Annotated in this window: 15 protein-coding genes and 1 pseudogene; 12 read left to right on the plus strand and 4 right to left on the minus strand. The window is 62.2% G+C overall.

The genetic code is table 11. From position 1 onward, the window contains the following. Positions 1 to 78: 78 nt before the first annotated feature. The gene (locus tag VIZ63_RS24510; protein WP_331612467.1) at positions 79 to 234 is read right to left on the minus strand and encodes a hypothetical protein; all 156 of its coding nucleotides are present in this window, start codon (positions 232 to 234) and stop codon (positions 79 to 81) included. A 267-nt stretch (positions 235 to 501) separates the two neighbouring features. On the opposite strand from VIZ63_RS24510, the gene napE reads away from it, so the two are divergent. The 7 genes from napE (at position 502) to VIZ63_RS24545 (ending at position 7,086) form a co-directional block, all read left to right on the plus strand. Next, on the plus strand, positions 502 to 654 hold the full coding sequence (gene napE / locus VIZ63_RS24515) for a periplasmic nitrate reductase, NapE protein (RefSeq protein ID WP_331612468.1): 153 nt from the start codon (positions 502 to 504) through the stop codon (positions 652 to 654). Between the two features lie 16 nt (positions 655 to 670). Next, positions 671 to 1,012 carry a chaperone NapD gene (locus VIZ63_RS24520; protein WP_331612469.1) on the plus strand — a complete coding sequence of 114 codons (342 nt, stop codon included), beginning with the start codon at positions 671 to 673 and terminating at the stop codon, positions 1,010 to 1,012. Continuing rightward, a complete protein-coding gene (gene napA / locus VIZ63_RS24525; RefSeq protein WP_331612470.1) occupies positions 1,009 to 3,507 on the plus strand; it encodes a periplasmic nitrate reductase subunit alpha in 2,499 nt (832 codons plus the stop codon). Before VIZ63_RS24520 ends, napA begins: the two co-directional genes overlap by 4 nt. Further along, positions 3,507 to 4,004, plus strand: coding sequence for a nitrate reductase cytochrome c-type subunit (locus VIZ63_RS24530; protein ID WP_331612471.1), 498 nt, complete (start codon positions 3,507 to 3,509; stop codon positions 4,002 to 4,004). Before napA ends, VIZ63_RS24530 begins: the two co-directional genes overlap by 1 nt. Next, complete coding sequence (locus tag VIZ63_RS24535) at positions 4,004 to 4,651, plus strand: cytochrome c3 family protein (RefSeq protein WP_331612495.1); 648 nt, start codon at positions 4,004 to 4,006, stop codon at positions 4,649 to 4,651. The genes VIZ63_RS24530 and VIZ63_RS24535 overlap by 1 nt, the downstream gene beginning before the upstream one ends. Positions 4,652 to 5,035: 384 nt before the next feature. Beyond that, positions 5,036 to 6,553, plus strand: a complete 1,518-nt coding sequence (locus VIZ63_RS24540) for a M48 family metallopeptidase (RefSeq protein WP_331612472.1) — start codon at positions 5,036 to 5,038, stop codon at positions 6,551 to 6,553. An 80-nt stretch (positions 6,554 to 6,633) separates the two neighbouring features. Then, positions 6,634 to 7,086 (plus strand): CBS domain-containing protein, encoded by a 453-nt coding sequence (locus VIZ63_RS24545; protein ID WP_331612473.1) that lies wholly within the window; start codon positions 6,634 to 6,636, stop codon positions 7,084 to 7,086. A 241-nt stretch (positions 7,087 to 7,327) separates the two neighbouring features. Here VIZ63_RS24545 and VIZ63_RS24550 read toward each other — a convergent pair whose 3' ends face one another. Further along, positions 7,328 to 7,642 carry a hypothetical protein gene (locus tag VIZ63_RS24550; RefSeq protein ID WP_331612474.1) on the minus strand — a complete coding sequence of 105 codons (315 nt, stop codon included), beginning with the start codon at positions 7,640 to 7,642 and terminating at the stop codon, positions 7,328 to 7,330. A 712-nt stretch (positions 7,643 to 8,354) separates the two neighbouring features. After that, positions 8,355 to 9,281 (minus strand): LytTR family DNA-binding domain-containing protein, encoded by a 927-nt coding sequence (locus VIZ63_RS24555; protein ID WP_331612475.1) that lies wholly within the window; start codon positions 9,279 to 9,281, stop codon positions 8,355 to 8,357. Positions 9,282 to 9,757: 476 nt separating this feature from the next. Between VIZ63_RS24555 and VIZ63_RS24560 the strand changes: the two genes are divergently transcribed. Further along, positions 9,758 to 12,121, plus strand: a complete 2,364-nt coding sequence (locus tag VIZ63_RS24560; RefSeq protein WP_331612476.1) for a TonB-dependent receptor — start codon at positions 9,758 to 9,760, stop codon at positions 12,119 to 12,121. Positions 12,122 to 12,163: 42 nt separating this feature from the next. Here VIZ63_RS24560 and VIZ63_RS24565 read toward each other — a convergent pair. Further along, positions 12,164 to 12,301, minus strand: a pseudogene (locus tag VIZ63_RS24565) (alpha/beta hydrolase); the annotation flags it as partial. Between the two features lie 854 nt (positions 12,302 to 13,155). Here VIZ63_RS24565 and VIZ63_RS24570 point away from each other — a divergent pair. The 4 genes from VIZ63_RS24570 to VIZ63_RS24585 are packed head-to-tail and all read left to right on the plus strand — an operon-like array spanning position 13,156 to position 18,665. Beyond that, complete coding sequence (locus VIZ63_RS24570; protein ID WP_331612478.1) at positions 13,156 to 14,520, plus strand: FAD-binding oxidoreductase; 1,365 nt, start codon at positions 13,156 to 13,158, stop codon at positions 14,518 to 14,520. A gap of 17 nt (positions 14,521 to 14,537) precedes the next feature. Beyond that, positions 14,538 to 15,701 carry an aromatic ring-hydroxylating dioxygenase subunit alpha gene (locus tag VIZ63_RS24575; RefSeq protein WP_331612479.1) on the plus strand — a complete coding sequence of 388 codons (1,164 nt, stop codon included), beginning with the start codon at positions 14,538 to 14,540 and terminating at the stop codon, positions 15,699 to 15,701. Between the two features lie 10 nt (positions 15,702 to 15,711). Continuing rightward, positions 15,712 to 17,343 carry an NAD(P)/FAD-dependent oxidoreductase gene (locus VIZ63_RS24580; protein ID WP_331612480.1) on the plus strand — a complete coding sequence of 544 codons (1,632 nt, stop codon included), beginning with the start codon at positions 15,712 to 15,714 and terminating at the stop codon, positions 17,341 to 17,343. Beyond that, positions 17,340 to 18,665, plus strand: coding sequence for an MFS transporter (locus VIZ63_RS24585; RefSeq protein ID WP_331612481.1), 1,326 nt, complete (start codon positions 17,340 to 17,342; stop codon positions 18,663 to 18,665). The genes VIZ63_RS24580 and VIZ63_RS24585 overlap by 4 nt, the downstream gene beginning before the upstream one ends. Positions 18,666 to 18,715 lie beyond the last annotated feature (50 nt).

Raw genomic sequence — 18,715 nt, forward strand, 5'->3', positions numbered from 1 at the left:
CGCTGCGGTACTGCCGCAGCGGCCTCTTTTTTTTTGCGGGCGACTCTTCAGTGGTCATCGAGGTGCGCCGGCAGGGGATTACGACAGCTGCGTGACCGTCACGGCGTAGGCGTTGTGCTCTGCGTACTCGGTCGCAAGCGCACCGAGGGACAGGCTGGCGCTGACGATGACAGCCGACAGCATCATGCAAATGGCGTTCTGGACTTTGCGGCTGGTGACGGTGAAGGCAAACATGATGATCTCCTTGATCTCTGCAGTGGCCGCTGTGTTGCGGGGTTAGCGTTACGACACGGCAGAAGGCTCCAGGGTTACGGCGGATTTGCGAATACCGGTAAACGGCGGGCGGGCGCCGGTGATTGGAGACGAGCCTTCGGAGGATTCGAGAGGGCGGCCGGCGCAGTCGGCCGCCTTGTAAGTTCTTGCCGCTCTGTGGAAATCCTCGATTTCCATGCCAGCGTCCGCGAGTTACAACGACCGCTGGCCGGGGTTACGGGGAGCGCAATGAATACCGAAAAGAAGCGCGAGTTGTTGACGTTCACTTTCCTGGCGCTCGTGCTGGTGCCGGTCCTTGCCGTGATCGTCGTTGCCGGCTTCGGCTTCGCGGTCTGGATGGTCCAGCTTGTTGCGGGTCCTCCCGGACCGCCTGCTGCCTGACGAGGTCTGTCCACTCATGCGAACACTGCTGTCCCGTCGCGATCTGTTCTCGCCTGGTCATGCTGGTTCCCCGGCGGGCGAGGACATCGTTCACATCGCGAGTCTGTTGCTGCAGATCGTACCGTCGGCCCTGGGAGCGTTGCGCGAAACCATCGGCGCGCTGCCGGGGGCGGAGCTGCATCCGACGGCACATCCGGCGAAGTTCGCGGTCGTGCTCGAAGCCGGCGATGAGCGCGCGCTGGCCGATGCGACTGCATTGCTGCAGAACCTTCGCGGTGTACTGACCGTGTCGATCGTTGCACATCTCAGCGAGCGCGCACGCGATCTCGACGAGCCGATGGAGGAGCCGTCGCCATGAATCGTCGCCAGTTCCTGCGTCGCAGCGCCGCTGCGTCAGCGATTGCCGCGGCGAGCGGCGCAGCGCCCGCGCACGCCGCCAACATCATCACGGAATCGCAGTTCACGCGCATGACCTGGTCGAAGGCGCCGTGCCGGTTCTGCGGCACGGGCTGCGGGGTGCGAGTGGCCGTCAAGGACAATCGCGTCGTCGCGACTCACGCGGATGCCAATGCCGAGGTGAATCGTGGATTGAACTGTGTGAAGGGCTATTTTCTGTCGAAGATCATGTACGGCTCGGACCGGCTCACGCAGCCCATGCTGCGCATGACGGGCGGCAAGTACGACAAGAACGGTGAGTTCACGCCGATCACCTGGACGCAGGCCTTCGACATCATGGGAGAGAAGTTCAAGGCCGCGTTGCGCGAACGCGGACCGGACGGTGTCGGCATGTTCGGCTCCGGGCAATGGACTGTCTGGGAAGGCTATGCGGCCAGCAAGCTGTTCAAGGCGGGATTTCGCAGCAACAACCTCGATCCCAATGCGCGTCACTGCATGGCGTCGGCAGCCTATGCCTTCATGCGGACGTTCGGCATCGACGAGCCGATGGGTTGCTACGACGACTTCGAAGTGGCCGACGCCTTCGTGTTGTGGGGCTCGAACATGGCGGAGATGCATCCGATCCTGTGGTCGCGAGTTGCGGATCGCAGGCTATCGGCGCCGCACGTGAAGGTCGCTGTGCTCTCGACATTCGAGCATCGCTCGTTCGACCTGGCCGATATCCCGCTGGTGATGAAGCCGCAGTCGGATCTCGCGATCATGAACTACATCGCGAATCACATCATCCAGTCGGGCAAGGTCAACAAGGATTTCGTCGGCAAGCACGTCAACTTCAAGCGCGGCGTGACTGATATCGGTTACGGCCTGCGGCCGGAGCATGAGCTCGAGAAGAAGGCGAAGAACGCGTCGCGCGCCAATGAATCAGAGCCGATGACGTTCGAGGAATATGCGGCCTTCGTGAAGCCCTACACGCTGGAACACGCGGTGAAGATCTCAGGCTGCCCCGCGGGTTGGTTGAGGCAACTGGCCGATCTGTACGCCGATCCGAAAGTCCGGGTCACTTCCTTCTGGACGATGGGATTCAACCAGCACACGCGCGGGGTCTGGGCCAACAATCTCGTCTACAACCTGCATCTGCTGACCGGGAAAATCTCGACGCCGGGCAACAGCCCGTTCTCGCTCACCGGTCAACCCTCCGCCTGTGGTACAGCGCGTGAAGTCGGCACGTTCGCGCATCGCCTGCCGGCGGACATGACGGTCACCAATCCGGAGCATCGCAAGCATACGGAACAACTCTGGAAACTCCCGGCCGGCACGATCAATCCGAAAATCGGCTATCACGCCGTCGAGCAGAACCGCATGCTCAAGGATGGCAAGCTCAATGCCTACTGGGTGCAGGTCAACAACAATATGCAGGCGGCCGCCAACATAAACGAGGAGGGCCTGCCCGGTTATCGCAATCCCGCCAACTTCATCGTGGTCTCGGAGGTATATCCCACCGTGACAGTGCAGGCTGCGGATCTGGTGCTGCCAACGGCCATGTGGGTCGAGAAGGAAGGCGCGTATGGCAATTCCGAGCGCCGCACACAGTTCTGGCATCAACTCGTCGATGCACCGGGCGAGGCGCGCTCGGATCTCTGGCAGCTCATGGAGTTTTCCAGGCGCTTCAAGACGGAGGAGGTGTGGCCGGCGGAATTGCTCAGCGCGAACCCGAGCTATCGCAACAAGACGCTGTTCGATGTGCTGTTCGCGAACGGACAGGTGAATAAATTCCCCGTCAGCGAGATCGATGGGGAATACAACAACCAGGAGTCGAAACACTTCGGCTTCTATGTGCAGAAGGGCCTGTTCGAGGAGTACGCATCGTTCGGTCGCGGCCATGGCCATGACCTGGCGCCATTCGATACCTATCACCAGGTGACGGGATTGCGCTGGCCGGTCGTCAACGGCAAGGAGACACGCTGGCGCTTCCACGAAGACACTGACCCGTATGCGAAGAAGGGCAGTGGCTTCGACTTCTACGGCAACAAGGATGGTCGCGCCAACATCTTCGCGCTGCCGTACGAGCCACCGCCCGAGTCGCCCGATGCCGAGTTCAATTACTGGCTGGTGACTGGACGAGTGCTGGAGCACTGGCATTCCGGATCGATGACAGGCCGTGTCCCCGAGTTGTATCGCGCCGTCCCGAACGCGCTGGTGTTCATGCATCCGGACGATGCCGAAGCGCTGAGCATCCGTCGCGGTGTCGAAGTGAAAGTCGTGTCCCGACGCGGCGAGATCCGCTCGCGGGTGGAAACGCGCGGCAGGAACAAGCCGCCGCGGGGTGTCGTGTTCGTGCCATGGTTCGACGCCTCGCAGCTCATCAACAAGGTCACACTCGACGCGACCGATCCGATATCGAAGCAGACCGACTTCAAGAAGTGCGCGGTGAAGATCGTGCCGCTGGGAGCCGTGTAATGAGCACCACCCGATGGCTCATTGCCGGCGTTGGCACTGCGATCATCGCCCTCGCTGCGGTGTCGATTCCGGCCGACGAACTGGCCAACGGCCTGCGCGGCCCCACGCCGCTCAATCAGGAACCCAAGGCGCCGAAGATCTGGCCCACAGAGAACAAGGACGTGAAACGCGGACGCGCCTATACCAGCCAGCCGCCGACCATTCCTCACACCATCGAGAAGTACGAGATCACGCGCAACGTCAACATGTGCATGTACTGTCATGCGCGCGTGCGCAACAACGAGTTCGGCGCACCGATGGTGAGTGCGACGCACTACATGGATCGGGAGTTCGATTTCCTCGCGGAGATTTCACCGCGACGCTACTTCTGCACCCAATGTCACGTGCCGCAGGCGGAGGTCACGGCGCCGGTGGGCAATACGTTCATGGATGTCGATGAGATCATTGCAAAAGAGCGTGCTGCGTCGAAGGCTGAACCTGGGGAAAAGCCGCCGTGATGAAGCGGCTGTGGCAGAGCCTTCTGGGATGGTGGCAGGTCGTGCGGTCGCCGAGCCGTTACTTCAGCCTCGGCTTTCTGACCATCGGCGGCTTCATCGGTGGAGTGCTCTTCTGGGGCGGCTTCAATACGGCGCTCGAGGCAACCAATTCGGAGGAGTTCTGCACCAGCTGCCATGAGATGCGCGACAACGTGTTTGCGGATCTGAAGCACACCATCCACTACAGCAACCGCTCCGGCGTGCGCGCCACCTGTCCCGACTGTCACGTGCCGCACGACTGGACAGACAAGATCGCGCGCAAGATGCAGGCCTCCAAGGAGGTGTGGGGCAAGATCTTCGGCTCGATCAATACGCGCGAGAAATTCCTCGAGCATCGGCTGGAGCTGGCGCAACACGAGTGGGCTCGCCTCAAGGCCAACGATTCGCTGGAATGCCGCAACTGCCACAACTACAAGTTCATGGACTGGACACGACAGAGCGCCCGCGCCGTACACGTGCATTCGACGGCGCTCGCCGGCAGGGACTACACCTGCATCGATTGCCACAAGGGCATCGCGCACAGCCTGCCGGACATGGAGGGCATCGAGATGCTGTACGGCGCGCCGATCGAAGACGTCACGCCGCGAGCCGGCAGACCCAAGCGCTGAGGCGGCTGCTTCCCTGGAGCATCGGTCCGCTCTCGTGGCGACGCTGCAGTCGCCCCATGCAGCGCACAACGGAACGTGTGTTGCCATCGGCGCCGCTCGTTCGTACGCGGTACACCGCAGCGCAAGTCGTTACAGGTGATCCTGCGTCGGTGATCGACCTGGCCAACCGCTGGGACTCACTACCGTGGCGGACGCGTAGCTACCAGTTCGACTACGTCCCTGTCAGCCGAAGACGACAGTCACATAGCGCGCTGAACACACGCGGTCGCCGGCGAGCAATGACCTTGCGAAGATCTCCCTGCCGACCCGGAAGTGAGAACTGGTTCAAACTTTCTGTCGTGCCGTGCGACGTAATCTGCGGGTCTCGCGCAGGCGGAAGGACGCATGGACACGTCGGAGTTTTCCATCCTGATCGGCCGGCTGGAACGCCAGTCGGATGACAATCCGCGCGTCTACGCCGTGAAGGTCGGCCTGGTCGCGGCGCTGGGCTATGTGGGCATTGCTCTCTTCGCCGTCGCGTTTCTCGTCGCATGCTACTTCCTTCTGGCGCCGCTCCTGGCGGGTGAGCGTCCGCGACTCACGGCGGTGCTGGCGCTGCTGGGAGCCGGCGTCTCGCTCATCGCGATCGTTCGCGCGCTCTGGGTTCGGATCGATGCGCCCGCAGGCCGTGAGTTGCTGCGGGAGGAAGTGCCGGCATTGTTTGCCGCGATCGATGAGATCGTGCAGAAAATGGCCACGCGCCGCAAAGGCAGGACATACGTCATCCGCATCGACTCGGTGACGCTCAACCGCGAGTTCAGCGCCAGCATCTGCCAGATTCCGCGCTGGGGCGTCTTCGGCAACTACAGCAATCATCTGCAGCTGGGCGTCCCCTTGCTGGCGGCGCTCAGCGTGGCGGAGTTCAAGACCGTGCTGGCGCACGAGATTGGCCACGTCGGCGGCGCGCACGGCAAGTTCAGCGCCTGGATCTATCGTCAGCGCGTGACCTGGCAGGAACTGCGTCGGAAATTCGCTGAGCCCGAAGGTCTCTTCGACCAGGCGCTGGCCTGGTTCTATGACTGGTACACGCCGTACTTCGACGCCTACACCTTCGTGCTGGCTCGCAATCACGAGTACGCGGCAGACCGTGCGGCGGCCCGCGCCACCAACAATCGAGTGCTGGCTCGTGCCCTGATCAAGGTCGACCTGATGGGGCGGTTTCTCGCCGAAGTGTTCTGGAAGCGCCTGTTCGATCAGGTCGAGAAGCATGCGGAGCCGCGTTACCTGCCGTACTCGGTCATGCCCCGTGCATTCGTCATGGCGCAGAAGGACTGGTCGCGACAGGACTGGTTGAGCGAAAGCCTGCGAACCTACGCGTCGTTGAACGATACGCATCCGGGGCTGGGTGAGCGTCTGGCGGCGCTCGATGTGACGCCGGAACTGCCGACTCAGGCGCCTGAGAAATCGGCGCTTCTCCTGCTCGGCGAGAACACGACGCCGTTGCTGCGATGGTGCGATGAAGAATGGAGCGCCGAATACCTGCCGGTCTGGCAGAAACGCCACGAGATCATTCGTGAAATGCGCTGGAAGATCGCGCAGTACGAAAACACGCCGGTCGCGAATCTGCAGGTCGAGGATCTCTGGGAGAAATCGGCGCTGCTGCTCGATGTCGGTCAGGAGCTCGATGCCATCGAAACACTGCAGCTGCTGGTGGGGCGCGGCGAGAAGTTCGGCAAGGCGCACCTGCTGCTCGGTCGGCTGCTGCTCGACAACGGCAACGAGCATGGGCTGCAGAATCTGACCCACGCGGCGATCCAGGATCCCGCCCTGGTCGAAGAAGCCGGCCACCTCGGCTATGACTATCTGATGGATCGCGGCCGCAAGGGCGAGGCGCAGCGATTCTGGGATCGTATCCGCGCGTAGTTGCAGCTTTTCCGAATGGCGCGCGACGACGTTCCGTTGAACACTGCGGTATCGTCGTGTTGCGTTGCGGGAGCCAAGGTATGAAAGTCGAGCAGTACTGCAAGCACGGAGCCATCGCCATCGCTGCGAACGCCGATATCGTCGATGCCGCGCGCTTGATGCGCGAGCGGCATGTGGGCTTCCTGGTGGTATTCGCGGACGGTGATCCATTACGCAAGCCCGTCGGAGTGCTTACCGATCGCGACATCGTCCTGCAGGTAACCGCGAGGGAAGTCGATCCGCACGCGGTGACGGTAGGCGACGTCATGACTGCTCACCCCATAGTCGCCCATGAAGGCGACGATCTGGGCGATCTGATTCGCGGCATGCAGGTGGCGGGAGTCCGGCGAGCGCCGGTCATCGACGCACGCGGCGCATTGAAAGGCGTCATCGCCGTCGACGACGTCATCGATATCGTCGCCGGGCTACTGGGCAATATCGCCGGCTCCATTCGCGTGGAGCAGAAGCACGAATGGCTGTCACGCCGCGTCTGAGCGGGCGATCAGTATTGATGCCGAGCTGCGGTTTGTCGACGCAGGGACGCGCGATCGTCAGGGTCCGATCTACTGACACTCAACCACCAACGACATGGCATCGATCGGTCTGTAAATCCGCATGGCAGCATCGTTGTTGCCTGCATGAAGCAATCGTCGGCGAGTCGCACGACGGTATTCAGATCTTCAACGGTGTGCCTGCCGAGCGTCCCGCGAATGCGGGCAGCTGACGGATGCGTTCCTACTCGAACAACTCGAGCTTGGTCCGCAGGTACTGCCTTACGGCATCCGCCGTCTCGAAGGGGTAGTAGTCCGAATGCTGGTCCCAGAATTTCAGGATGACGGCGTCGGCGCGTGAGATGAGTTCGCGGATCTGCGCCGCGATGAGGCTGCGTTGTGCGGGGCTGTAGTGACGCAGGATCGCCTGCCAGCGTTCTTCGTCGGAGTGAAAGCGCAGTCCGGAGTCGCCATCGAAGTGGGCAAGGATCGCCTTCTTCAGCGAAGCCAGCTCACCCAGATGCCGCAACTGCGGTGGATCGATGAAGCTGATCGTCATACGCGTTACCTCAAGCCCGGCCGCCAGTGGCCCCCTGAGCACCGACCCGATTCTGCTCGCCTGACGCGGGCTCGTCGAGCGGTGTGGGCGCCGGATGCCCATCTGGCACCGGGGGCAGGCCGGTCCAGGGGCTATCCGTTCGCGTTGAGCTTGTCGAAACGTTCCTTGGAGAAAGCACTGCCACAGATGACGAATCAACGGTCGGTGTCCTGGTGCGTCGGAATACCTGGCGAACTCGCTGGTGAGTGCTTGTGCGGATGCCTTGTTTCTCAGCGAGGGATCTTCGGTACCGGGATTAGGATTATCCGGTGTATCGATCACTCAACGCCGATGGCGAGCCAGTGATTCGCTGAGGGAGGCGGGCTGCCTACCGGGAAGGCTGACCACTTTGCTGGGGATCTTCGGTACCGGATGTTGTCGATGTTCAGGCGGATATACCGGATATCCTAATCCCGGTACCGAAAGGTCCGCGCGGATGCCGTCGTGTGAGTTCGAATGTTGTTTTACTTTCAGCGAAAGAAATTCCGGAACGATCTGGAGAGAGTAGTCAAGGCGCTGGCGGCGTGAAGTAATCGTCGGGCTGTGCTCCGCCGAAAGATGAGGACGCGACGGTCCGCTTCCGGCCCCGAAGCGGACGTGGGCACCAGGGAAATGCAATTATGCAAGCCTGACACCGGTGAACGCTTTGGCTTCGCTTTGATTGGGCTCGCGCTCAACGCGCGTCCGTATTGCATTTCCTGACTGGGACGATTCGGGTCGTATGGCCGAACCAGCCCGCGACAGTGGATTTGTTGCGGCGGCTAATCGGTATCTTCAGGTCGTTGGATAGCAGGCAGTACCATTGGTGGCCGTTCTTGACGATTTTCACGATGGCGCCTCGCGCCACCCAGTGGGCTCGATGGACCCGCAAGCCGGCTTCCCCCATTGAATCCGCGGCCTGCTGCAGAGAACCGAGAATCATGCAGCGCCCGAGGTCCGTGTAGACGTGCAGATAGTGAAGATCGGAAGAAATCGCAATGACGCTCGTCCCCAGCGATTCGGGCAATCGACTGATGAACTCTGCCCGGGCGGATTCCGCGTAGCGACCCGCTTCCGCCTTGTCGAGATCGACCGGCTCGGCCGAACCGGCGACGTTGGAATCTCGCGCATGTCCGAACGATCGGCGATGCGCGAGAAATGGCAGATTGATGATCATCCAGAAACTCAACGTTGCCGGTGCAAGCTGGAGGAATTCGGCCGCCATGGCTTGCCACCAACCGCGGCTCGCGAAGACAGCCAGCCACCCGTTCTCGTCTTCGAGAGCGCCCAGCGATGCCGGCAGCGCCTGTTCCACCAGGTAACTCACCGGCGTGATGAGTAAGGCACCACCGGTCCCAGCGACTATCAATACGAGCCACGCCGGTAAGGATTTCATCATGTGCGGCAGAACGAGCCAGCTTGCGGCGTAGAGGGATACAAGTCCGAGCCCTACGTGAATCACCCAGAAACCCGTTCTTGCCGCAACGTCCAAACCCCGGCTGGCCTCTGGCTCGATCACCACGAAGGCAATGACGAGGAGAGCGCCGACGACCGCGATGGAGCGCCCTAGCGCCCAGGCTCCGAAAACTGTTCCGTCACTGACTACGGCGTTGCGATTCATATGGAGCGACCGGGAAGTTACCTGGAGTACTCCAACATCGTAGACGAAGCGAAGCCAGTATTCGCACCCTGGCCGAGTAATCGAACGTCATAGGCGGCGCGAGTTCTCGCCGGGCGGCTGGCGTGCGGCTTACGGAGGGCGCTCGGGATCGCTGCTCAGCTTGATGCGGCCGAAGGAGCGTTCGCCGACGGGACATCGATTCTATTCTCGGCGGCAGCTCGATTTCGGCAATTTTTCGATCGCATCGGCGAACTCGACATCGGCGAGGCGGGTTGACCGACGTGGCCTTCAAGTCCGTCGCGTGCGGCCGCCACTCGTTCCACTCGTGCCCCCGGACGACGGTTCGTGAAGTATTCGTGCCGCTCCTGCAATGGGCTGCCCTGGGGCGAGCCAAGGCGCAACAAAATCGACCTCGAAATCATTAATTCTCACCAGGTTTCGCCATGTTGCGTAGTTTCCATCAAGCTGCTTTCGGTATGCACAAGGTCCTTTTACTGCTACTTGCGACAACCCCCGCTGTTGCCGACATCGGCGCGATATCGGTGGATGTCGTCGATGCCGTCACGCGCCGGCCTGTCGATGGTGTGACGATTACGGCCGAATCGCGTGACGGCGAGGTGCGCTCGGCTACGACAACTGAAGGCAAGGCGCTGCTCGACAGCCTGGAAGACGGTTTCTTTAGAGTGCGTGCCGAATCGGCCGGATACGTCACGGCCGTCGAGCCGGCGGTGCGAGTACTGGAACAACGCACAGGCCGACTTCGCTTCGAACTGCAGCCGGTATCCGACTCGTTGGACGAGGTCGTCGTTGTCGCTCGTGCACTCGAGGCAGATCCCTTCGGCGCCGTCTCGGACAGATTCCTGAGCCGCGACGAGCTGCGCAACGCGCCTGGCAGCGGCAGCGACGTCATGCGCGCGCTGAGCGGCTTGCCAGGGGTCGTCTCCAACGGCGAGTTTGCGGCCTTTTCCGTGCGGGGCCATGGCCCCAAAAGCAACCTCATCTATGTCGATGGCTTCCCGTTCCAGCAAGTCGTGCACTTCGAGCAGACGCTGGGCGAGGAGGACGAAATCATCAATGGCGGCCGCTATTCCATATTTGCACCCAATGCAGTTGCCGGAGCGGAATTCTCGCCTGGCGGCTGGAGCGCGGAGTTCGGGGGCCGCGACGCGTCGCTCCTGCAACTCGACGTCGTGGATGGCGCGCCGTCGCCTGTCGCCAGCCTGCGTCTCGATCTCGCCGGCGCCGAATTCCTCTACGAGGGACCGAGCGGCTTCCACGACAACACGACGATGTTCCTGCAGGCGCGGCAATTCGATTTCGGCCAGTTCTTCGAGATGATCGAGGAAGAGTCTTTGGGTGCGCCGGTGTCCACGGACGTAATCCTGAAGACGCATACACGTCTCGATGATGACGACGAGTTCGAGTTTCTCGCTATATACGCGCCTGAGGAGTATGCGCGGGACGTTAAACACATCCTCGCTGCCGAGGAGGACGAGGACATCGAAGACGTCACGCTGCAGAACGAAGACCAGGACCTTGCGCTCATCGGTGGCACGTGGCGGCGGATGTTCGGCAACGATGGCGAATGGACAAACCGTATCTACTACCGTGAGAGAGACCGAGTGTCGTCCGAGGGCGAGGCCTACCCGGACCTGGTGCCGCCGGATACGCCAGCCGACCAGGTTCCGGTGCGCGAGAAACTCCTGACCGTGAAGGAAAAGGAGTCGGAATTCGGCTGGCGCAGCGATGTGTCGTTCGGGAACGGCCCTGGAATATTCCGTGCCGGGCTGCACCTCACGAGCAACGATCTCGACTATTCGACTGAGCTTCGGGATGACTGGATACGTTACATCTACGAGTCCGACGATCCGCGCCCCCCGGGCGCAAACTACATTGTGTTGCAACCAGAGGAGATCGACTCGGTCTATAGCGCCAGCGAAACCAACTACGCTGCTTACGGCGAGCAGTTGTTCGACTGGGGCGATGCCAATCTGCGGGCGGGCCTTCGCTACGATCGCAATGGCTTTGGTGACGAGGATCTCCTGTCGCCGCGATTCGGCTTCAACTATGCGATTTCACCCCGGCTAAGATTGTCGGCAACGGCCGGCATCTTCTATGAGCCGCCAAGCAACCTCGCGCGTGCGGCCGACCCGGATAACTTTGATCTCGAGAGTGAAAGGCTTGCGCATTTCAGCCTGGGCTTCGACTATCGACTGAGCGACAACCTGGATCTGCTCGTAGAGGCCTACTATCAGGATCTCGATAACCGCCTCGTTGACAGCGGACGCACGAGCGGTCGAATTTCAAATGATGGTGAGGGCACGAACACCGGCGTGGACCTGGTGTTGAGGCGCAGGTTCGATCGAGGCTGGTCGGCCGACTTCGTGTATTCCTGGAATCGCTACCAGGTGGACGACAACGACGGGCGTGGCGAGTACGACTGGGACTTCAGCCGCGAGCACTTCGTCGCTGTCGGCGGGCGCTGGGAGATCAATGATCGATGGCAGGTAGCGGCACGCTGGAAGTATGGCTCCGGTCTGCCGACGTACCGCTACCTCGTGCACGATGACGTACTGGCGCCGAACCCGCCCGTGCGCTATTCGCAAGAGAGGTTCGACTTGAATGCAGAGCGCGGCGATGCGTTCCATTCACTCGATGTGCGCGTCGATTACCGTCGTAAGATCGGCCCGGTGGATCTTGTGCTGTTCGCCGACGTGCTGAACGTTTACGGCGGACCGGCTGGCCTGCAGCCCGAGTTCAACATCCTGACGGGCGAAATAGTCGACGAGGAGGAGGAAATTTTGCCGCTGCTCGGCCTGATCGTCGAGTACGCCTGGTAGAACCGAAGTATCCAGTCGTTGAAAAAGCCTCCGCCATTCCGCTCAGCCCGCCGGCTTCGACCGGCCGCGCATCGCAAGCCAGTGGACGAAGGCATCGAACCAGCGGGTGCTGGTGGTCGTCTTCGCATACATGCCGAACCCGTGCTCACCCTGTTCGTAGAGATGAAACTCGACCGGGCGGGGATCTTCGGTACCGGGATCAGCATATCCGGTGTATCGATCACAACGCCGATGGCGAGCCATTAATTCGCTGAGGGAGGCGGGTTGCCTACCGGGAAAGCTGACCACTTTGCTGAGGATCTTCGGTACCGGATGTTGTCGATGTTCAGAGCTATATCGCAGATGAGCTTCAGCGATTGTTCGCGGAGGAGAACCTTGCTTTTGAGTTCACGCAGGGCATCGTGCGACGGCGTGGGCGAAAGCACACCGTTGATGTAGCGAGCAGGGCGCAAGTGGTACTTGGCGACCCGCGCCTTTCAAGTGCGCGGAGGCATTACGACAAAGCGCTTCAGTTCTTCCGCAACCCTACCAGGCCGGATTTTGAGAACTCAGTGAAAGAGGCCGTTTGCGCTGTCGAGGCTGCAGGAAAGACTCTCTTTCCGGCAGCAAATGCTTCGACCCTGGGCGATCTAGCTGCATGGTTGACCACGACAAAGGACGTGTCTGTTCCGCAGGCGCTGTGTAAAACGATCACCGCTGTCTACGCTTATCGCAGTGGCGGCGATGGTATGGCCACGGAGGTGCGTCGGGTGGAGTCGCCACGGCCGAAGTCGCGGAGTACATGCTTGCTGTCTGTGCATCGCAAGTTATCTACTTGGTCGACCTCGCGAATGCGCAAGAGGGTGACATTCCTTTCTGAGGTAGCAGCTTCGTGCGGGACGGGAAACCGGAGAAAACCTTCACATCCTGCGCACTCGGCTCGGTGAGCAATCGACGTCCGCTCCTCGGCCGACTGGGGGCACGATGCCTTTGTTCGTAGTGCCTTCTGCAAATGATTGCGGATCGGGACCGGCTCTGTATTAGAGTCGAGCGAGATGCAAACGGGCATACCCGGCGAACAACAGGTCGACCCGAGAACGACCGACGAATGGGCTTGGAGCGATGCTCACGCTCTTCCCGGCGTCGTGGACGTCGCAATCATCGGCGGTGGCATTGTCGGCTGCTCGGCCGCGTATTTCCTCGCGCGCGAAGGCTTGCGCGTCGCGCTCTTCGAGAAGGGCCGGATCGCCGGCGAACAATCGGGAAGGAATTGGGGCTGGGTGCGGCAGCAAGGCCGTTCGCCGGTCGAGCTGCCTCTGATGATGCGCAGCCTGCAACTGTGGCTGGAACTGCGCGAGGAGCTGGGCGACATCGGCTTCAGGCAGGGCGGATCGCTCTACCTTGCACAGGACGAAGCGCACTTGGCGCAGCTGGAGGGATGGTTGAGCGTCGCGCGCGAGCATGGCCTCGACACTCAGCTCCTCGATTCGCAGAAGCTCGGATCAGTGCTGCGAACCGATCAACGGCGCTGGAGTGGAGCGCTGCATACGGCGAGCGATGCTCGAGCCGAACCCAGTCGCGCGGCGCCTGCGATCGCCCGTGCCGCCCACCGACGTGGAGCGCAGATCTTCGGACAGTGTGCGGTTCGCGGCATCGATCGCGGCGCGGGCCGGATTCAGGGCCTGATTACCGAACGAGGCCGCGTCGCGGCATCGACGGTCGTCTGTGCCGGCGGGGCCTGGACGAGCAGCTTCTGTCGATCGCTCGGCATCGACTTTCCCCAGTTGACTGTTCTCGGAACAGTCGCGCGCACCGCTCCGACTCGCGAGATCCTGGAGGGCGAAGCCTGGTGTCCGGCCATCGCGATCCGCCGTCGGGCGGACGATGGCTACACCATCGCGCATGGCGGCTCGTTTCTTCATTCGCTGACTCCAGGCACGCTGCGGTACGCCCCCAGGTTCTGGCCGGCCTTCAGCCAGGATCACCATTCGATCCGGGTGCGGCTCGGCGCTGCCTTCTTCGACGCGCTGCGAATCCCGTCGAGCTGGGCGATGGACCAGGTCTCGCCCTTCGAGCGCCAACGGATGCTGCATCCGGAGCCTGAACAGCAGGTCCTGCGCCAGATGCGAGTCGCCCTGGAACGCTGGTTTCCGGAGATTGCGCCTGCTGCATTCCTGGAAACCTGGGGTGGGATGATCGAGACCTCGCCCGACGTGCTGCCGGTGATCTCGCACGTCGACGGACATCCGGGTTTGCTGGTCGCCAGCGGATTCAGCGGGCATGGTTTCGGCATTGGCCCGGGCGCCGGTAAACTCATCGCCGACATGGTCCGGGGTGTCGCCGACCGCAGCGAGGTGCATGCGTTTCGGTTGCAGCGATTCTTCGATGGCTCGCCGATACGTCCGGGACCATCGATCTGAAGCAGGTGCTTCCAACAGTGAGTACCGACGAACAACCAGTCCTGGCCAGCGAGCTCCAGTCGTCGCTCGCGCCGCATTTTTATAGCAGTGAGAGCGTGTTCGCACTGGAGCGCGAGCGCCTGTTTCACGCGCAGTGGTTTTGCGTGGGACGCGCCGAGCAACTGCCAACCCGCGGTCATTGCCTGCACGTGCACGTGGCCGCAGAAAGCGTATTGATCCTGCGACAGAAGGACGATTCGCTGCGAGCGTTCTACAACGTGTGTCGCCATCGAGGCAGCCGGCTCGTGCGAACGCCGCCACTGCCGGATCCGGACCAGCCGTCGGCGACGTGTTCGGCTTCCATGACTGGCGGCGTCGTGTGCCCGTATCACGCGTGGACTTACAACCTCGACGGTTCGCTGCGCGCAGCGCCTCACGTGCAGTTCGACTCGACGTGCCCGAAGGATGGCTTCTCACTCGTCCCGGTGCATGTGGCGACCTGGGGCGGATTCATCTTCGTGAATCTTTCGGCCACGCCAGAACAGTCGCTGCTCGAGCAGATCGCGGTGCCCGTACGCAAGCTGGAGCGCTATCCGCTGAGCGATCTGCGCCGCGGCGCGCAGCTCACCTATGACGTGCGCGCCAACTGGAAAGTGATCATGGAGAACTACAACGAGTGCTATCACTGCGCGCCTGTGCACCCGGAGCTGTGTGCGCTCGTTCCGGCCTTCCGCGAGCGCGGCGGGGCGGGGCTCGACTGGGACGACGGCATTCCACACCGTTCCGGCGCCTGGACGTTCACGTTGAGCGGCTCATCGAATCGCGCGCCGTTCCCCGGGCTGTCGGACAAGGAAAAGAACCATCACAAGGGTGAAGTGGCGTATCCGAACCTGCTGCTGAGTGCCGCGGCCGAGCACGTCGCGGCCTTCATGCTCTGGCCCATGGCCCCGGACCACACGCGCATCGCCTGCGAGTTCCTGTTCCATCCGGACGAGATCGCGAAGGCGCATTTCGATCCCGCCGATGTGATCGAGTTCTGGGATGTGGTGAATCGGCAGGACTGGCAGATCTGCGAGTCGGTGCAGGACGGAATGCGCTCGCGCGGTTTCCGCGGCGGCTTCTACGCGCCGATGGAAGATCCCAGTCTGGACATCCGCCGCTATCTCGAGCGGCATCTCGGCGACCTGTCGCAGGTGAGTTGAGAATGCGCGCGTGACATCCCGCTACGACGCCATCGTCATCGGTGCAGGTCACAACGGACTGACGACGGCGTTCTACCTCGCACGGGCCGGCCTTCGCACGCTGGTTCTGGAGCGACGTGAAATCGTCGGCGGGTGTTGCGTCACCGAGGAGATCGATCCTGTCGCGGCCCCGGGTTGTCGCGTCTCCACCGCCTCGTACATGGCGAGCATGCTGCGTCCGGAAATCATCCGTGATCTGCAGCTCGATCGACAGGGACTGAGAATGATCGCGGCCGAGCCGACGGTGCAGGCCGTGATGCCGGACGGCGTCATCCTGCCCTGGTGGAGCGAGCGCGAACGCATGCGCGAGTTGCTGATGCGCTTTGCGCCGCAGGACTGCGATCGTTTCCTGTCGCTGGACGTACACCTCAGCGAACTGGCGCGCCACCTCGAACCGCTGTTCATGCAAGCGCCGCCCGACTTGCAGCGCAGTGGATTCGCAGGCCTTGGCGAACTGCTGCGCCTCGGATTGAAGTTTCGTCGGTTGCAGGGCCGCCAGATCTCGGACCTCATCGCATTCGCCACCGGCAGCCTGGGTGAATTCCTCGATCGCTCGCTCGATTCGCCCCACCTGAAATCGCTGGTGCTGTCGAACAGCCTCTACGGCAAGCACGGCGGCCCCTACGATCCCGGTAGCCTGTTTGGACTGCTGTTCCATCTTCTCGGCGGCGGTGCCGAGGCGAAGCAAGGATTCGTCGGGCACGTGATGGGTGGCATGGGCGCCATCACGCAGGCAATGGCTGCTGCCTGCGTAGCGCAGGGCGTCGAGATACGCACTGTGTCATCTGTGCAGCGAGTGTCGATCCGATCGGGTCGCGCAGCAGGTGTCGTACTCGAAGACGGCTCGCAGATCGATGCTGCGATCGTGGTTTCGAATGCGGATCCGAAACGCACGTTCCTCGATCTCGTGGAGGCCACCGAGCTGGACGATCAGTTCCGCGCGGATGTGCGCGGAATCAAGATGGATGGACCCTGCGGCAAGCTCAATCTGGTGCTGGACGAAGAGCCTCGGCTGATCGGTGGCGATCCTCACGCCGATGCGTTGCGCAACGCGCAGTTCACCTTCGTGCCCTGGCTTGAGGGGGCGCAGCGCTGCTACGAGAGCGCGCGACAAGGAAAAGTGCACGAGCGTCTGTGGATCGATTGCCTGGTGCCCTCGCTGATCGACCCGTCGCTGGCGACTCCGGGTCGGCACGTCATGACCTGCTTCGTTCAATATCTTCCGGGCAAGCCGACCGAAGGCTGGGACACCGCGCGCGAGCCGCTGCACCGACAGTTGCTAGCTCAGCTGGCGGAGTATGTGCCGGCAGTGCAACGCTCGTTGGTGGCGAGCCGTCTCTACACTCCCGCGGATCTCGAAAGCACGTTCGGCATCAGTGAAGGCAACATCTTCCATGGCGACCTGCGGCCGGATCAGCTGTTCTTCCTGCGGCCGCTGCCTGGGTATGCGCGCTACGCGACGCCGATTCGCGCGCTCTATATGTGTGGAGCGGGCACCCATCCGGGCGGTGGCGTGACCGGTGCTCCGGGATTCAACGCCGCGCACAGGATCCTGTCCGACCTCTCCCGCGATCGCGAGCTGCGCAAGGGAATGAGCGCGTGAGCGGTGTGCGGGCGATCCCGGTGCGCTACCGGATCCTCGCCGTGCTGTTCGTGATGAGCTTCGTCAACTACCTGCTGCGTAACAACCTGTCGATCGCGATGCCGAGCATCCAGGAAGAATTCAGCTTCACCAACGCCGAGCTCGGCTGGATCCTCGGCAGCTTCAACTTGAGTTACGCACTGCTGCAGATTCCCGGCGGCATCTTCGGCCAGGTCTACGGTCCGCGTCGCGCGCTGACGTTCATCGCCGTGTCCTGGGGCGTACTCACGTTGCTGACCGGTTTCGTGCCCGCGCTCATGGCCGCGTCGGCGGCCGGTACGATGGTGGCGCTGACCGTCGTGCGTTTGCTGCTCGGCGCTACCAACGCTCCGCTGTTTCCGATCAGTGCGGGTGCCTTTGCCAATTGGTTTCCCGCGGGAAGCTGGGCTTTTCCCAACGCGGTACAGAGCGTCGGCCTGGCCCTTGGGCAGGCCGCCATCGGTCCAATCGTGACGTTGTTGATCGTGAAGTATGGCTGGCGCGAATCGTTCTACATCCTCGCGCCTCTGGGTTTGTTTGTCGGGGCGTTATGGTACTGGTACGGCCGCGATCGGCCTGCACAGCATCCCGCCATCACCGCCGAAGAGGTGCGGCTGATCGAGGGCAATGGACGTCCTCGTGAATCCGAAACGGAAGAGCGCGGTGCGTGGCGACGCATGCTCGTTCATCGCGACGTGCTCCTGCTCGCCGCCAGCTACTTCTGCATGAACTACGTCTTCTACATGTTCGCGCAGTGGCTGTTTACCTATCTCGTCGATTCGCGTGGCTTCTCGCTCCTGGAAAGCGGCTGGCTGTACGTCCTGCCATTCGCTACCGGTGCGGTGCTCGCGGGTCTCGGAGGACTCACGTGCGATGCGCTGTGCAAACGAGTCGGCCCAACGTGGGGCTGCCGCCTGCCTGCGATGACCGGCCTGGTGCTCGTGGCCATCCTGTTGATCGCCGGCGTCTACGCCTCGAATCCTTACGTGGCCGTGGGGCTGCTCTCGTTGTGCTTCGGGTTCACTCAGTTCACCGAAGGCGCATTCTGGTCGGCGTCTACCTTTGTCGCCGGCCCCCACACGGCAGCGGCCACGGGTGTCATGAACACAGGCGGCAATGCCGCCGGTTTCCTTGCCCCGGTGGTCGGCCTGATGGTGGATCACCTCGGCTGGTTTACGACACTCGCCAGTGGATCGGTTTTCGCGCTGACCGGAGCTGCGTTGTGGTTGCTCATCCGGATTCGCCCCGCATTGACGAGTTTGCCCGCAACGGTGCCGGGCCGGGAAACCGGGAAAACTCTGTGACTTCGGATGGCATCGCCGAAGACCGAAGGGATGCTGCAGCTACGATGACT

Origin of the sequence: Povalibacter sp., from assembly GCF_036520495.1 — a bacterium.
Classification (GTDB): domain Bacteria; phylum Pseudomonadota; class Gammaproteobacteria; order Steroidobacterales; family Steroidobacteraceae; genus Steroidobacter.

Excerpts from the sequence above, each read along its gene's own strand:
- VIZ63_RS24510 (WP_331612467.1), bottom strand. The coding sequence starts at position 234 with ATGTTTGCCTTCACCGTCACCAGCCGCAAAGTCCAGAACGCCATTTGC.
- napE (WP_331612468.1), top strand. The coding sequence starts at position 502 with ATGAATACCGAAAAGAAGCGCGAGTTGTTGACGTTCACTTTCCTGGCG.
- VIZ63_RS24520 (WP_331612469.1), top strand. The coding sequence starts at position 671 with ATGCGAACACTGCTGTCCCGTCGCGATCTGTTCTCGCCTGGTCATGCT.
- napA (WP_331612470.1), top strand. The coding sequence starts at position 1,009 with ATGAATCGTCGCCAGTTCCTGCGTCGCAGCGCCGCTGCGTCAGCGATT.
- VIZ63_RS24530 (WP_331612471.1), top strand. The coding sequence starts at position 3,507 with ATGAGCACCACCCGATGGCTCATTGCCGGCGTTGGCACTGCGATCATC.
- VIZ63_RS24535 (WP_331612495.1), top strand. The coding sequence starts at position 4,004 with ATGAAGCGGCTGTGGCAGAGCCTTCTGGGATGGTGGCAGGTCGTGCGG.
- VIZ63_RS24540 (WP_331612472.1), top strand. The coding sequence starts at position 5,036 with ATGGACACGTCGGAGTTTTCCATCCTGATCGGCCGGCTGGAACGCCAG.
- VIZ63_RS24545 (WP_331612473.1), top strand. The coding sequence starts at position 6,634 with ATGAAAGTCGAGCAGTACTGCAAGCACGGAGCCATCGCCATCGCTGCG.
- VIZ63_RS24550 (WP_331612474.1), bottom strand. The coding sequence starts at position 7,642 with ATGACGATCAGCTTCATCGATCCACCGCAGTTGCGGCATCTGGGTGAG.
- VIZ63_RS24555 (WP_331612475.1), bottom strand. The coding sequence starts at position 9,281 with ATGAATCGCAACGCCGTAGTCAGTGACGGAACAGTTTTCGGAGCCTGG.
- VIZ63_RS24560 (WP_331612476.1), top strand. The coding sequence starts at position 9,758 with ATGCACAAGGTCCTTTTACTGCTACTTGCGACAACCCCCGCTGTTGCC.
- VIZ63_RS24570 (WP_331612478.1), top strand. The coding sequence starts at position 13,156 with ATGCAAACGGGCATACCCGGCGAACAACAGGTCGACCCGAGAACGACC.